Genomic DNA, 14,110 nt, shown 5'->3' with positions numbered 1-14,110 from the left:
TACTAGCAGCTCTATCTCCAGGCGTTCTCCATCCTTAGAGAAGTACTGACCATCTTTGGAATATCCCATTTCCTTCAGCAGTTCCTCTGCCTTTGCCGGGTCAAAGGAATACTGCTCCTGGTCGGGATTATACCATGGATGGTCTGAAGGCAGGATCCCGGGACAGCCTGCACAGCCAAAGCCCCGAAGGAAGATATCCACCAGAGCCTGGCGATCGATGGCGTAGTAGATGGCCTTCCTGAACCTGACATCAGAGAATGGTTCCTTTTTATGGTTTATGGCCATGATCATGGTCGTGTCATGTGACTCTTTGATATCAAATCCTTCTTTTTCCAGTGGTTCCGTTGTTTCAGCTGGCACGCTGGCAGCGTCGATGTCACCCTTCTTTAAGGATGCAGACGCCATCTCATTGCTGACCTTTACGAACTTGAGCTGCTTGACCCTTGGAGATCCCTGATAGTAATCCTCATTGGCCTTGTAGAAGTAGGTCCCTTGTGTCTGGTCATAGTCAACCAACCGGAAGGGACCAGTGCCTGTAAGTGCTTTTTCATCCTTGTAGTCATCGGGATCGCTCATATTCCTGTAGATGTGCAGAGGCAGGATTGGCTGAGCACCTGCCACCTGGTCCAGGAAGGGCGCATAGCTCTTTGTGAGGACGATCTTAACGGTGTTCTCGTCTATGGCTTCCGCCTTGTCAATGATGCTTGAGTCCACCAGCGGATAGGGATGATCTTTAGTATACTGGAAGGTAAAGGCCACATCATCTGCAGTGAAGGGCTCGCCATCGTTCCAAGTAACGCCTTTTCTCAGGTGGAAGAGATAGGCGTTCTCATCCGGCAGATATTTCCATGTCTCTGCCAGAGCGGGCACAAAGCCGTTCTGATCCTTCCATATCAATGTGTCGAAGATGAAGCTCATCATGATATACCCTCCGCCATGCGGGTAATGGCCGTAGGGCGAGGGGAATCCCTGATCGCCGCTTAGTGCGGCAACCGTAAGCGTATCCACTTTTTCATCGGCGGCCAGGACGTTGCTGCTGAGAATGAAGACCAGCAGGCCCATGACAGCAAAGCCGAGGGTAAGCGGGACTCTCATGAACGGTACCGCCCTATGCACACCACAGGGTCTAATTTTTTTCGTATTATCTCCTCCTGTCAATTTTATGCCTCCATTTGAATAATCTTTTGATCAATCACTCTTTTGACTGTTTTTTCTCTATACATTATAATTCGATTAAGCGTATAAATTGCAACAATGCTTGAGACCAAATACGATACAGGGAGTGCGAGAAATACGCCCCAAAGGCCAATCAGGAGAGAGCCAACATAAGCCATTGGGATGTACAAAATAAATGCTTGAGTAAGTGTCAAAATTGCTGCGTGTATTGGCTTTTTTAATACGCTCATTGCAGATGTTGAAATTGCCACAATCCCATACAGGCCATATCCTATTGGAACAATTGACAGATAAAGGCCTGTAACTGAAATAACCTCAGGATCATCGCTGAATATCGATCCAACTGTGCCACCCAAAAATGCAAACACTATGAACATAATCAAGCCCCATATCAGGGAAAATCGGTAACTGAATTTCGTCCCAGATTTGATGCGATCGAACTTACCTGCGCCCCAATTCTGACCGATAAAAGGACCTACCACGCTTGCGAGAGCCATAATAACTATAAGGGCAAACGAATCCATTCGAGTCGCAATGCCAAAACCAGCAACAGCGTCCGAGCCATAAGTAGCCACTATTCTGGTAATAAATCCGGCAGCAAGGGGGGTGATTATCATTGCTCCTGCATTGGGCAAACCTATGTAGAGAATTTGAATCCAGGAAACAAGGATGGAATTTAACGAGGGAATATCAAACGAAAGCATCCTCTCGTTATAATACAGAAAATACAATGACATAATCAGGGTTAGGGCCCGTGCGATTACTGTGGCCATTGCAGCGCCCGCAATTTCAAGACGTGGAACCGGGCCGATTCCAAAAATCAAAATTGGGTCTAAAATAATATTTGCGCCAGCTGCAAACATCATGATGAATGCGGGTGTTTTTGTATCTCCGGCTGCTCTAATTGCGTTGGTTCCAACCATTGGGACTACAATGAAAACCAAACCGAGATACCATATTACCATATACTCTCTGATATACGTTATGATTTCTAAGGAAGCTCCTAAGAAATGGAATAAAGGGTTGATGGTAAGAAGACCAATTGGCACAATGAAGCCCACGAGTAACAGCGATAGAACTATGCTATCCGTCGTCAGTCTTTTTACTTTATTGCGATTTCCCTCACCGATTGAATGTGAAATCACAGCAGAGGCTCCAATGGCAACTGCGTGGGCCAAATTGTTTACGAAAAGGACAACAGGGAAGGTGAAGCTCATCGCCGCTAGCTGGCCGGTTCCCAGCTGGCCGACAAAAAAGGTATCTGTCAAATTAAAAATAATCATGCTAATAGTTCCAAAAATCATGGGGATTGTCAGCATGATCAATGTTTTTGGTATGGGCCCTTCAATCAACCGAGAATTCCTGTCCGTCATCATTTTTTAATAAATTGGATCATATAATTGAACCCAAGATCCGCTAGGCTTGTCTTTTCAAAGCCGTAACTATTGATACATCCTTCGAGCTCTTCTGGTGACTGACGCATATGCACCGGCGGACCGAAAGGCTGGATTTCTCTCTTGCAGTTGATGATTACAATTCGCCCACCGGGCTTTAAGACGCGGCGAATCTCGTTGAACAAAACGCCTTCTACATCGGCCAGTTTGAATATGTGAAGCACTGTCGCCAGGAAACAAACATCGATGCTGCCATCTTCGATGGGCAACGGGGCGGTGATATCTGCGGCGATTGCCCTTAAATTATTCAACCTAAGAGAACCGGCTTTTTCAGTCAGATCATCTATGCCGTCTTGCCACCTATCCAGCGCAAATACCTTGCCTGAATTCCCGACGATCTCTGAAGCTCGAATGGCATAATCTCCAGATCCACATCCCATGTCGAGGAAGCAGTCGCCCTCTCTGAGATTAAGCTCACTGAAGACCTGCTCGGGATCGTGTATCCAGAAGCTACTTCGGCATCGTCTGTGTCCGTTTTGTCCATAGCGATTTTCACCATCATAATGATTCAGATCAGTCATAGTTGCCCTCTACACCTGAAGCCAAAACTCAGTTTTCTTTTGAAATACTTCTAATCAAGTTTTTTTAGCTCATCCCTGGCCTGCAAGAGGATGGATTCTATTTTTCCTCGCCCAACACCTCTACGCGAAAGCTCAGCGACTTCACGAATTAATGACTCAAGGAGTTTCAACTGTTCTATGTCCTGAGAATGAACACCTCTATGAGTGTCATGCATCTCATTCATGAGGGCCTGGATATCGCTATCTTCAAAGGTTTCGTTGGCCAAAGCTATTGATTGATGAATCTTCTTGATAAACTCGTGTTTTGCCTCTTTTATCTGAGCTATGTGCTCTTTGCCGGTCTCAGTCAGGCTGTAGTAGGTCTTGCCATCTTCGAACCTGCCTAAGACCCAGCCTTCCCTCTCCATCTTTTTTAGTAATGGGTAGATCGATCCTGTGCTGGGTTTCTCTCCCGTGATTGCTTCCACTTTCTTTATTAAATCATAGCCGGATACTTCACCCCCTTTTATGATATGAAGCATCAACATCTTCAAGAGACCAGTTGCCATTATATCGATAACGACATGTCAGTATAGATATATATGCCTTTTGGTTAACACTTATCCGAGTTTTGGTATTGATTAGTATGAATATATTACAACTACTTCATATAAAAGCTATCAACATCTCGCTCATAATTTTAAAAAAAATAGATTAGAATCACGCCCTCTTATTTTCGAGCAATGTCGATATCCATTGGTCCCCATCCGGTTCGAAGAGTGCGAGACCGCACCGATCTGAATCCAGCATTCAGCATGGCATCGGCAATGAAGCCCTGCTCGAAGGCCATCATCGGGCCGTTCATGGCCCAGCCCACAGTACAGAGCACATAGAAGTCCGGCTTCGTTCCCTCATCAGTAAGGCCTTCAGAAAGGTTCACGAAAAGGCCGCCGGGATTGAGGGCCTCGTAGATCTTCTTCATCACAGAGTCCATATTCTCCCGGGCGAAGTTGAGGGTGGCACTTGCCCAGATGAGATCGTAACCCTCGCCAATGGGATCAAGATTGTAATCTCCTGCAAGAACCTCCATCCGGTCCTCCATTCCATACTCTTTGATGAACCTCTCCGCAACTTCGACTACAGGCTTTCGGTCAAAGATCACTCCCCTCATGGTGGGATGCTTTGCGACCATTGAAATTCCAAAGATGCCTGGACCGCCGCCCAGATCCAGCATCTTTCGAAATGATGCAAACTCAGGCTGCAGAGAGATCAGCTCTGACATCTGCTGGGCAATGCCCGCGCGCTCATTATTGGCCATCCAGGATGCAAACTGGCTCCATTTTTGAGGATCGGCATCGTCCTCCGGAGGCTTTGCCGGCGGTCCCTCTCGGATCATCTTTGTCAGGTTTGCCAGCATCGCATCGGTCATGGAGGCCTGATGGGCAAACCCCTCTCCTAAGTAGGTTGGGCTTCCCTCAACCAGAAAAGCCTGTGCAATTGGTGCGTTCCGATAGAGGCCGTTATGCTTTTCTATCAGGCCGCAGGCAGCCAGGCCATTTAAAAATAGCATGGTGTTCCGGGATTGACCTCGGATCTCCTTCGCCACCTCCTCTGCCGATTTGGGCTCGGATAGCTGGTTAAAGACATTTAGCTCGATTCCACTCATCATCAGCTTAGCTTTAATAGGAGCATAAAGCATCCTGTAAAGCTCCTCGCAGCTGACATTTACCTCTGGCAGATTCATTGAAATTTCTCCTATTTCTGAAGTTGTATTGGGCGATCACTTGACAAGATCAATTCAGGTTATTTCCAGGTAGCGCAGAAGCAGCGCGTCCATAAGCTCGTTTGCCTTCTCATCGTCCACGCCGTAAAGCTCTTTGAAGTAATTGCCAATCCACTCTTCAAGATCTATGTCCTCGAAGCGATCCGGATAGATAGCTTTCGCCGCTATCATCAAGTTAATTGGAAACTCCAGTCTCTCGTCCATTATCGGTGTGGCCGTAAGGGAATAAACCCGCCTATCTTTAAGGGCCCTAAGTTCCTGGACTTTCCCAAATTGCTCTTCATTGTACATCACACTGGGAGGATGGTAGCCGGAGTATGTCGGCAATATTATTACATCGGGATCTATGGATAAAAGGCGCTCGGCGGAGATTAGCTCGGTATTGTCGCCGTCATAAGCGTTCTTGGCATTGATTATGTCCTCCAGGAAAGCAGACTCTATGGTATCTGTGCCGAAAGCATAGCCTGCGCCTCCCCTATCCTTTGCATAGGATGGTGCGCCGAAGTACAGCACTCGTGGCTTGTCTTCATCTGCAATGTCTTTGGTCCGCTCCCTGATCAGTTCTACCTGCTCGTTCATGAGGGCGACAATTTCCTCTGCCTTCTCCTGTTTTCCAAATACCTCTCCCAAGAGCCTGATCTCTTCATATATGGTGCCGACGCTGATATCATCGTAGCAGTCCGCATACTTCAGCACAACTACGGGAATCTCCAGGCGCTTTGCGGCGTCCAGGAACTTAGCTGTGTTTTCCTCATCTGCGCCCTGATCCCTCATTATCACCAGGTCTGGATTAAGTGAGGCCACAACCTCTACGTTGGGTGCAACTCCTAGGGGCCCGCCAAAAGCTCCCACATTGGTGAGATTCCGATAATCCGGATTGAGCAGGAAGGAGATAAAGGGGCATATGCGATGGGTCTCGTTGTCGTATGTGTAGTTGCCATACCCACTATCTTTGTTGTATACGCTCCCGCCTACCAGCTTGTCCTGCACGCCGAATGAGTACATGGCAGTGTCTATGATTCCTCGGCTGATCGCGATGACCCTATGCGGATCCTCCGGGATCGAAACCTGGACTCCGCGCATGTCGGTTACTGTATGCTAACTTATGGGCTTAAATGGATGTGTCAGCCGGAGAAGAGACTTTAAGTATGCATTCAGCCAATATGTTAATCTAATGAGTGCAGTAGTTCAGCCAGCCTCAAAGAAGGAAAAATCTTCCTTAGAAGATCTTCAGGCAAATGAGTTCGCGTCAGGAGTTATTAGAGGCATAAAAGAGTTTAAGGCTGGGAAGGGAAAAGGCTATAGTGACAAAGATGAATTCTTGAACTCGCTCAGAGAACTGTAACCAAATTTTATGAGATGTATTTATTATAGAGTCCCTGAGTTTGACAGGCAATTTATTAAGTTAACAAGGAAAAACAAGGCGCTTAAAGACAGGTTCATTAATAAAATAGATCAGATTCTGATCAATCCTGATATGGGAGAGCCCAAAAGCCATAGGCTTAAAGGGGTCCGTGCTGTGCATGTCGATCCTTTTGTTATAGCATATACGATTATAGATGATTGCATTGTGTTTTTGTATTTAGGGCATCACAATGAAGCCTATGGGAAGACGGAGGAGATCCTTCAAAAGGACAGAACAATTGAGCTGTTGAAGGAAATAAACCTCCTATACGATTATCTGTAACAGATAGGAGAGGATGTCTTTTTCATTTAGTGTGAACCACCTCTGGGTATCGAATATTAGCGGCCGGAGAATCATCAGTTTGCAGTCGTCTTGATTCGTACCGAATTGGCCAATGGAGAATGGTGACAAGGGCGGCAGAAGAGATCAAGAAGAGGGCTCTTGACCTCGATTCAATGTCGCTAGAGCTATCTTAGAGCTGGGATCGGCTAAGCGAGCCGATCTATAACTCATATTTGCGAGCGGGGGTTTTCCACGCCCGTGTCAAAGGAGCAAGGTTGAGGGCCCTGTCGCGCGGGCGTTCGCGGGTTCGAATCCCGTCCCCCGCACTAATTTCTCTTTCTTGATATCGCTTATTGGGCTTCTCCTAGATTTGTCTCCAAGCCTGTTATACATTGCTTAGGAAGGCTTTGCACCTGGCATTCATCAGCCTAGACCCGGGACGGCAGCCAGCGCATTCGGGAATGAGCTTATAGCAATTTCCTTTAGCCCAGCTCATCTCCGATTCGAACTACTTCTCGCGCCAATAAGTCAAAGTCGCTCTGAAGGCTCCGATGATTTGTTATTGCAGCATGCAGGTACTTTTTGCCTTTGATGGTAACAATCGAGGGAACGGCAATCCCCTTTTCCTGAAGTTCTACCTCAATTTGCTTGTTGAGAAGATCGAGCATGGAATCGCTCATGTTTGATCGGATATATCGGAAGCAGACTACGTTAAGCGAAACTGGCAATGCCATCTCAAGCTGAGGAGATTTCTCGACCAAGCTAGCTAGATAATGAGCCTGGTCGATATTCTGTTGGATGAGGCGTCCATATTTCTCTGTGCCTTGTTCCTTAATAGTCATCCATGCCTTGAGAGCTTGAAAGCCGCGCGACAGTTCAAAACTGTAGTCAGAGAGCCAGGGCACGTCGATACCTGTCAATCCGCGCTCTCCTTCACCGTGTGCGAGATACGTCGGTGTCAGTGAGAACGTGCGACGGTGTTCATCGGCGTCTCTAATAAACACGCAGCCGATAGGATACGACAGGTACATCCATTTATGGAGATCGAACGCCAGAGAGTCAGCTCTTTCTATGCCGGCGACAAGGTGTTTCGACCTCGGTGCTATGGCCGCCCATGCACCGAATGCACCGTCGACATGCAGCCACAAACCCTCCTTACTGCATATTTCTGCAAGAGCCTCAAGATCGTCAATGGCTCCGGTGTTGGTAGTTCCAGCGACTCCAACAACACAAATTGGATGGTACCCACCCTCGCGATCGGTCTTGATTGCTTCCTTTAAGGATTCCAGGTCGATTTGCATGGATTCGTTTACAGGTACGCGGCGCAGCGCTCTGCTTCCAAAGCCGAGCAGCTCAACAGCTTTCTGGATCGATGAGTGAGCTTCTTCTGAGCAGTAGAGAGTCATTAGCTGCGGTGCAGCCCGCATGCCCTTGCTTCGCAGGTCAAACTGGGCTTTAGCATTTCGAGCTACTGCTAATCCGATGAGGTTCGAAGCGGAGCATCCACTTGTAATAAGGCCGCTGGCAGTGGCAGGGTAGCCAAGCATAGTCTTGCACCAGTCTAGAACCTGCATCTCCACGTAGTTGTTGCTGAGGTAGGAAAAGGAGCCACTAACGGCATCAGTTGCAGCCGATATCAGCTCCGCAAACATCCCCATCACGGTTCCGGTTCCAGCTACCCAGCCCCAAAAACGCGGATGGTTGTTGCCGATCTGGTAAGGCAGTATGTACCGGGTGAACTCCTGATAGATCTCTTCTGGTGTTTGGGGGATAACAGGGGGAGATCCCGCAAAATGTGCCTTTACATCAACCGGCGCATGTTGCCAGGCTGGTCGGTCCCGCAGCGTCTCCAGATAGTCCATCATGTCGTCTAGAATTCGGTGGCCTAACATGCGCATGGATTCCCAGTCCTCAGGGTCAAGAGATTCTTCTGCCGATTTTCCTGGCATCACATCGGTCTCCTTCATGATCATATTCTCCTCCTAAGCGTATTTTCAAGGTAGTGATTTGCAGAGGGTAGAAATTACTCGCGTCTATCCCTGCTACTTCTGATAGATTCACTCCTATCATCTCATTTATTCTTGCACATAGGATTAAGGCAATGAGAACTTTTAAGATCCTGGTCTGCAACGTGGCTGATTAAGAAAGATTGGTAAACATGCCTGTAAAACCATCATACGACTCCAAATCCCTTATTCGGGCTTATAACTGCCATGTCAAAATAACGTCTACACCAAGGGATTTCTATAACGAAGTTGCCAGGCACTACAACACCCCACGCCCTTCATTTCAGCAGTTGCTCAGCTATGGGCGGCACCACTTTACAAACTATGAGCAGCTATGCAGGCAGTTGCATGATGACGGCAAGGCAGTCTCTCAACTTAGAGAGAAGGCGAATGATATCTTGCTGGCTGCCCCATGGTGGCCAAGGCGGTAAATGATGCAGTGTCATGGCATGGAGGGAGGAAGGCGGAAGAATTCTATTTAAAGACTTCATTTGGGCCGCATTTCCCGCCAGGCTATCGCCGGACCTCATAGCGCAGCCACATCACATCACCTTTGAGCTTCTCTGTCTTCATGAGTTGGAGCGAGATCGTGCCCTCTGCCCCCTGGCCAGGAGCCCCATCCGCGGCGGCCGGCAGGTCGGGGGCGCGAAAGATGCTGCTCGTCGTCTCTCCCCCTACGAGGCTGGGATAGATGAGCACGCTTACCTCATTTACCAGCCCCTGGCGGAGGAGCAGGCCGTTCAATGTGCCGCCCGCATCCGCCCGCACCACCCTTACGGCATAGCGAGAGCACAGCTCCTCCAGGGCCGTCCTCAGGTCCACATGATCCTCGCCGGTGACTATGCAGTCGATATGCCTCTGTTTGAGATATTCGAGATAATCATCGGGCGTTGACTTTGAGCACAGGGCCACAAAATGGCGCCAGTAGGGAAGAGTCCTCAGATAATGCCAGGTGCGTATGCGCCCGCGGCTGTCAGGGATGACCAGAATCGCCCTCTTGTCGCCCGGATCCATTTTAGGCGGGACAAAAGCGCTCTCATCTTCCGGCGGGGCAACGCTCGCGGCCTGGAGAAAGGTGTGAGATCCGGCAAGTGTGGCATCCTCCTTCCATATGGAAATCAGCTCGTAGTACTGTTGCAGGTCCATGGGAAAGCCGTCTATCCTGCCGTCCAGGCTGACGGCATTATGCAAAATTACACGGGGCAACATAAGATCAGCCACCCTCTTGCACACGCTGGTTTAAATCTTTTTCAGCAATCCGGAAAGGCGGGATCGCCAATCGACTTTCCGATACTTTGCTATCGCCTCGCGGCCCAGGATGAGGACCGAGAGCCAGAATGAACCCTCCGCTAAAACGACCACGGCGGCGGAGAATGCTATCTTGCCCTCAGCGGAGAACGGGGTGAGCGGCACGAGAAGCAGGAATCCGTAGAAGGCGAAGGAGAGAATGAATAGGGCCATTCCCAACCAGCGCTTCAGAATTTGAGCATCATATTTCATGGGTCCCACATCCTAGTGGCTCTGAAAGCACTTGAATTCTAGCATTAAGGATGTTGCTGGGATCGAAGAGTACAAGGCCGGAGCCGTCAGGGTGATACATCTCGTCCTGGTTTGATTCATGACGCCCTATCCCAGGCGGCGGATCGGCGTTGGGCCAGGGATATGATGGCGGGCACGGCGGGATAACCGGAAGAGGCAGAGGATCCCGACATCAGGCTGGCGGAGCTGTCTTAAGATCTGCTGAATAACGGAAGGCCGATCTCTGGCAGCCGGCTTTGCTGCCCCGGGAAATTCGTTGGCTGGATATAGAGCGGCCAAAAGACATTGGAACTGCCACATTTGAAACCTTGCGGATCTGCGAGAAGAGTTCGAATTACTCGGATGGAGGATTATCCTTCTGGAGGCAACGACCCGAGCATGCAACTAAAGGATCGCTCAACCGTTAAAGAAAAGGAGCCTCATGGTTGCAGCGCGAAAATCATCGAAAAATGTCTGAAGATCTCTTAGGGAAAGGGTAATAGATGAGCATGTCTAAAAGATGGCCACTAGGAGAACTCGTATGACTCTGAAAGTAGAAATCAAGGAAAATAAGCTCTTCATAGAAATTGACCTGGAAAAACCAACCCCATCGTCGTCCGGCAAAACCCTTGTTGTTGCAAGTACACATGGGAATATCGTTACTACCGCTAAAGTTGATGATAAGCCGATTACCCTCGGATTGAATGCCTATATTAAGCCTTGAGCAACTGCAGAGCTTCTCTTGCCATGCGGCGGGCTCAGGTCGAGGTGAAGGTGGAAAGGGTTATATTTCTCGACCATCGCTCCTCGTTTGTGAGCTTTAATAAAGGTCTCTACAAAAAAGGGAGAAGCTATTGGCTTATCGCTAAATCTAATTGCTGACGCCGTGCATCTCCAGCGGCTCCCGTTGCTCATTCACAGCCCGCATCAGATCTCAGTCTGACGGCTGGATTCCGAGGGCCCTCAGGAGCTGATAGTCATGTCTCGGTCCTCGTCGGAGCACCGCAAGGAGTTCCCGGTCAATCTGTCGTTCTCTGGAAGTTAGCAGCATTCATTGCAACCTCCTGGAGGCGCTTTGCCTCTCTTTTGTATTTCTCCGAAAGCTGGGTCTGGATGTACAGCCTTTCTTTCAGCCTGTCATTCTCTTCTCTCAGCTCTTCGATTGCTGTTGAAGAGTTATTCCTCTTCGGCCGGGTTGTATTGTCTTTCCCGGGCGGCCTCGATCACAGAAAGGAGATATTTGGAAAGGGGAGCTCCCGCGTTTTCGGCGATCTTTGATGTCTTTCTACATCAGCTGCAGAGGGGGCAATCAGTTGGATGACGCGGCCTTTATATTGTATGGGGGGCATGCATGAAAACGGTGGAGAAAACATATAGCAATTATGAAAAAAAGGGAGAGAAAAAGCTTATACCATCAGATCAATCAACACCATCGTATGCTGCTGCCCTCCCAGGGCTCTGAAATGATAGCCGCAGTGATGGCAAAGTGGTAGCGATTTGATAATAGATATGAAGAGATAAAGCGAAGAATGAGCTGCTGACGTCTGGGTTTAAAAAGAAAAATGGAAAGAATGGCTGGCATCAAAGGATTGGGATTCAAGATTTTCGTGATTTTGGCAGCCTTTGCCCTCTTGCCGCTCTTTTACGTGGGCATCGTTTCTCTCCTTGAGATGGATCAGGCATCCCGTGATGTTCAAGAGAACATAACACAACTCAGCGTATCCCTGAACCGCTCCGCTCTATTGGTGATGCCCAATGAGGCTGATCAGGTTCAGCTCGCCATTGCCAAGGCCAATCAGTATAACGAGTTCTTCGGGAGTCTGGCTCATCAGAATGAGCTGGTGGCCAGTTATGCCAGCAGCTTCTCGGAGAGCGATAGCTGCGTTCCGCCTGGCATATGGATTGCGCCAACCAGCTCAAATTTCACTCCTGGGATGAGGAATGCCACCATAAGATCCTTGTGCGTTCCTGCAAGGGTCATGCAGTCGTTGCATGAGACCGAGCCTGTGCTCACCCTCTCCTACATTGGAACAGAAGACGGGGTGCTGGTCACCTGGCCTTATAGCACTGATTCCTTGAAGAGCACTGCTCCATTCAGCTACAAGGACACGCCCAATTATGCATTGGCCAAATCCAGAAAGAAGACCATCTGGACAGGACCCTATGAGAATGATGAGGGCGACAGGATGATGACGATCACCACACCCTTCTTCCGAGAGGGCGAATTCGCGGGCATCATGGGGATGGATGTGTCAATCGAGTCCATCTTCACAGATCTCTCCATGATGAGAGGCAGAGGCTATCCATTCATTATCGACGGGACTGGCCTGATAGTAGCTCGGTCCAATAACAAGCCGGACGAGCCACTAAATATCATATTCGGCTCGGAAAACCTATCTGAGGCTGCCAGTCCTGAGGTAAGGGCGGTAGCAAAGAAGATGCTTAAAGGAAGCTCTGGATCTGCCATTGTTGCTTTGGGGAGAGATGATGGATATGTGGCATATTCGCCCATAACCACCCCTGGCTGGATCCTGGGCATTGCTTATGCCTCGGAGGAGATGAGCCTTCCCGCCCGGTTCATCGATGCCGGCATCAAGGAGGTGGCTAGCAGTGCGACCCAGGGATTGAGCGACTCCTCGCGAAGAGTAAGGGATATGGCCCTCAGTGCTTTTGCCATAACCGTCATTGCAGTGCTGGGAGCAGGATTCCTGATTGGCAGGAGGATTGAGGAGGACATCGATTCTTTAGCCCGGATGGCGGAGAAGATCTCGCGAGGAGATTTCGATGTCCGGGCGAATACCTCAGGAGAGCTGGCGGATCTGGCTTGGGCCTTCAACAGCATGGCATCAGACCTGAAGCATTACGCAGCTGCTCTGGATACAGATGCCCTCAAGCTGAGCGGCTCGGGCATGAAGACCGACTTTATCGATGAGGTAAAGCTCAGTTTAGTGTCTTCCGTTCTTCCTGAGGAGGAGGGATATGAGATCGAGGCTCTCTACAATCCCTCAAGCACGAATCGTTTCGATCTTTATGATGTCTCTAGAATGGATGATAAGATCGCCTTGGCCATGGCGGGAGTGGGAGGAGATGGGATTCAGGCGGCCATGCTCGCCATTATGTCGCGAGCTCTCATCCGCGCCTGTCCGGAAAAGATGGGGCCATCCAATACCATAAGCAAGCTCAACTCTCAGATCAGCCAGTACGGTCGGGGCACGAATCTGGCCTGCTTTTATGCCCTCCTTGATCCTTCCAATCATATCTTAGAGTATGTGAATGCCGGTTTTAATCCGCCTTTTATCGTTGATCCTGGTGGTATGGTGGATACGCTGGGTGGAGGAGGAATAGCATTGGGCATGCTAGATCGGCTGGAGTTGGAGGAGACGTGCATACCCGTTCAACCTGGGGATGTCATGGTCATATATTCTGATGGGGTTGTCGAGGCCGAGAACGAAGATGGGGAGCCTTTCGGATTGGAGAGGCTCATTAATCTGGTCATAAACAATCGCACTCTATCCGCAGAGGAGATTCTATGGATCGCAGAGAAGGAGATTCAGGGTTTCTCGGTGGGGTCAATGAATCCAGTTGATCTCGCTATGATAGTTATCAAGCGAAGATGAATTGGCGAAGGAAGCAGGCATTTAGCCTGTTTGCGGCAACTTTAAATAGCATTGTCTGAATGGGGTAGAGGCCGATGTGGTGGGTTCACTGGATCGTCATTTGGCTCCGATCATAACCGGAATGTTTGAATGGCGAAATCCTTAAATAGGAACTTCGATCACAACTCGGAGCCGAAAGAGTTCATCCTTTTGGCCTGATCCGCGAATTCACTTGAGGATTGCTCAGATGAATCTCGCAAAGGTCACAAAATATAAATAGGAGAAACTCCTTTGGCGATGGGCCAATACTGGATGCAGAACAAAGCTCGCTGAAAGGCAAGCTTTAAATAATAGAGCTGCCTACAGTAATGGGCCGCTTAGGCATCGCAT

Annotated in this window: 13 protein-coding genes and 1 tRNA gene; 5 read left to right on the top strand and 9 right to left on the bottom strand. The window is 49.1% G+C overall.

Annotation, left to right across the window (positions count from 1 at the left end):
* From BP822_RS10450 to BP822_RS10425, 6 genes are all read right to left on the bottom strand, one after another.
* Window positions 1-1,095, bottom strand: a 1,095-nt coding sequence (locus BP822_RS10450; RefSeq protein WP_048132897.1) for an ABC transporter substrate-binding protein, incomplete at its 3' end; no start/stop codon positions are given.
* Window positions 1,096-1,160: 65 nt separating this feature from the next.
* Complete coding sequence (locus BP822_RS10445) at window positions 1,161-2,528, bottom strand: MATE family efflux transporter (RefSeq protein WP_202795828.1); 1,368 nt, start codon at window positions 2,526-2,528, stop codon at window positions 1,161-1,163.
* Window positions 2,529-2,548: 20 nt separating this feature from the next.
* Entirely contained in the window at window positions 2,549-3,151 is a 603-nt protein-coding gene (locus tag BP822_RS10440) for a class I SAM-dependent methyltransferase (RefSeq protein WP_013718777.1), read from the bottom strand.
* 50 nt (window positions 3,152-3,201) lie between these two features.
* Window positions 3,202-3,699: a PadR family transcriptional regulator gene (locus BP822_RS10435; RefSeq protein ID WP_013718778.1), complete on the bottom strand. Its 498-nt coding sequence runs from the start codon at window positions 3,697-3,699 to the stop codon at window positions 3,202-3,204.
* Between the two features lie 161 nt (window positions 3,700-3,860).
* Window positions 3,861-4,874 carry a methyltransferase gene (locus BP822_RS10430; RefSeq protein ID WP_013718779.1) on the bottom strand — a complete coding sequence of 338 codons (1,014 nt, stop codon included), beginning with the start codon at window positions 4,872-4,874 and terminating at the stop codon, window positions 3,861-3,863.
* Between the two features lie 54 nt (window positions 4,875-4,928).
* On the bottom strand, window positions 4,929-5,903 hold the full coding sequence (locus BP822_RS10425; protein ID WP_273271717.1) for an ABC transporter substrate-binding protein: 975 nt from the start codon (window positions 5,901-5,903) through the stop codon (window positions 4,929-4,931).
* A 184-nt stretch (window positions 5,904-6,087) separates the two neighbouring features.
* Here BP822_RS10425 and BP822_RS10420 point away from each other — a divergent pair, with 184 nt between their 5' ends.
* The 3 genes from BP822_RS10420 to BP822_RS10410 all read left to right on the top strand — a co-directional run bounded on the left by BP822_RS10420 (window position 6,088) and on the right by BP822_RS10410 (window position 6,926).
* Window positions 6,088-6,258 carry a hypothetical protein gene (locus BP822_RS10420; protein WP_013718781.1) on the top strand — a complete coding sequence of 57 codons (171 nt, stop codon included), beginning with the start codon at window positions 6,088-6,090 and terminating at the stop codon, window positions 6,256-6,258.
* A gap of 9 nt (window positions 6,259-6,267) precedes the next feature.
* Window positions 6,268-6,600, top strand: a complete 333-nt coding sequence (locus BP822_RS10415; RefSeq protein WP_013718782.1) for a type II toxin-antitoxin system RelE family toxin — start codon at window positions 6,268-6,270, stop codon at window positions 6,598-6,600.
* 239 nt (window positions 6,601-6,839) lie between these two features.
* A tRNA-Leu gene (locus BP822_RS10410) sits at window positions 6,840-6,926 on the top strand.
* 156 nt (window positions 6,927-7,082) lie between these two features.
* Here BP822_RS10410 and BP822_RS10405 read toward each other — a convergent pair.
* The 3 genes from BP822_RS10405 to BP822_RS10395 all read right to left on the bottom strand — a co-directional run bounded on the left by BP822_RS10405 (window position 7,083) and on the right by BP822_RS10395 (window position 10,106).
* Window positions 7,083-8,567 (bottom strand): pyridoxal phosphate-dependent decarboxylase family protein, encoded by a 1,485-nt coding sequence (locus BP822_RS10405; RefSeq protein WP_286878251.1) that lies wholly within the window; start codon window positions 8,565-8,567, stop codon window positions 7,083-7,085.
* A 552-nt stretch (window positions 8,568-9,119) separates the two neighbouring features.
* Window positions 9,120-9,815: a dihydrofolate reductase family protein gene (locus BP822_RS10400; protein WP_013718784.1), complete on the bottom strand. Its 696-nt coding sequence runs from the start codon at window positions 9,813-9,815 to the stop codon at window positions 9,120-9,122.
* Window positions 9,816-9,845: 30 nt separating this feature from the next.
* A complete protein-coding gene (locus BP822_RS10395) occupies window positions 9,846-10,106 on the bottom strand; it encodes a transporter suffix domain-containing protein (RefSeq protein ID WP_013718785.1) in 261 nt (86 codons plus the stop codon).
* Between the two features lie 559 nt (window positions 10,107-10,665).
* On the opposite strand from BP822_RS10395, the gene BP822_RS10390 reads away from it, so the two are divergent.
* Together BP822_RS10390 and BP822_RS10385 are read left to right on the top strand one after the other, a co-directional pair.
* Window positions 10,666-10,848: a hypothetical protein gene (locus tag BP822_RS10390; RefSeq protein WP_048131868.1), complete on the top strand. Its 183-nt coding sequence runs from the start codon at window positions 10,666-10,668 to the stop codon at window positions 10,846-10,848.
* An 865-nt stretch (window positions 10,849-11,713) separates the two neighbouring features.
* Entirely contained in the window at window positions 11,714-13,741 is a 2,028-nt protein-coding gene (locus tag BP822_RS10385) for a SpoIIE family protein phosphatase (RefSeq protein WP_162144994.1), read from the top strand.
* Window positions 13,742-14,110: the final 369 nt, after the last annotated feature.

This window comes from Methanosaeta sp. UBA458 (assembly GCF_002496085.1).
Taxonomy (GTDB): domain Archaea; phylum Halobacteriota; class Methanosarcinia; order Methanotrichales; family Methanotrichaceae; genus Methanothrix; species Methanothrix soehngenii.
The sequence above is the reverse complement of the archived record's forward strand: the minus strand, read 5'-3'. Positions and strand labels throughout refer to the sequence as shown.

Bases quoted from the DNA above. Each gene is read 5' to 3' on its own strand.
- BP822_RS10405 (WP_286878251.1), bottom strand. From the start codon at position 8,567: ATGAAGGAGACCGATGTGATGCCAGGAAAATCGGCAGAAGAATCTCTT.
- BP822_RS10415 (WP_013718782.1), top strand. From the start codon at position 6,268: ATGAGATGTATTTATTATAGAGTCCCTGAGTTTGACAGGCAATTTATT.
- BP822_RS10420 (WP_013718781.1), top strand. From the start codon at position 6,088: ATGAGTGCAGTAGTTCAGCCAGCCTCAAAGAAGGAAAAATCTTCCTTA.
- BP822_RS10390 (WP_048131868.1), top strand. From the start codon at position 10,666: ATGACTCTGAAAGTAGAAATCAAGGAAAATAAGCTCTTCATAGAAATT.
- BP822_RS10440 (WP_013718777.1), bottom strand. From the start codon at position 3,151: ATGACTGATCTGAATCATTATGATGGTGAAAATCGCTATGGACAAAAC.
- BP822_RS10395 (WP_013718785.1), bottom strand. From the start codon at position 10,106: ATGAAATATGATGCTCAAATTCTGAAGCGCTGGTTGGGAATGGCCCTA.
- BP822_RS10435 (WP_013718778.1), bottom strand. From the start codon at position 3,699: ATGGCAACTGGTCTCTTGAAGATGTTGATGCTTCATATCATAAAAGGG.
- BP822_RS10430 (WP_013718779.1), bottom strand. From the start codon at position 4,874: ATGAATCTGCCAGAGGTAAATGTCAGCTGCGAGGAGCTTTACAGGATG.
- BP822_RS10400 (WP_013718784.1), bottom strand. From the start codon at position 9,815: ATGTTGCCCCGTGTAATTTTGCATAATGCCGTCAGCCTGGACGGCAGG.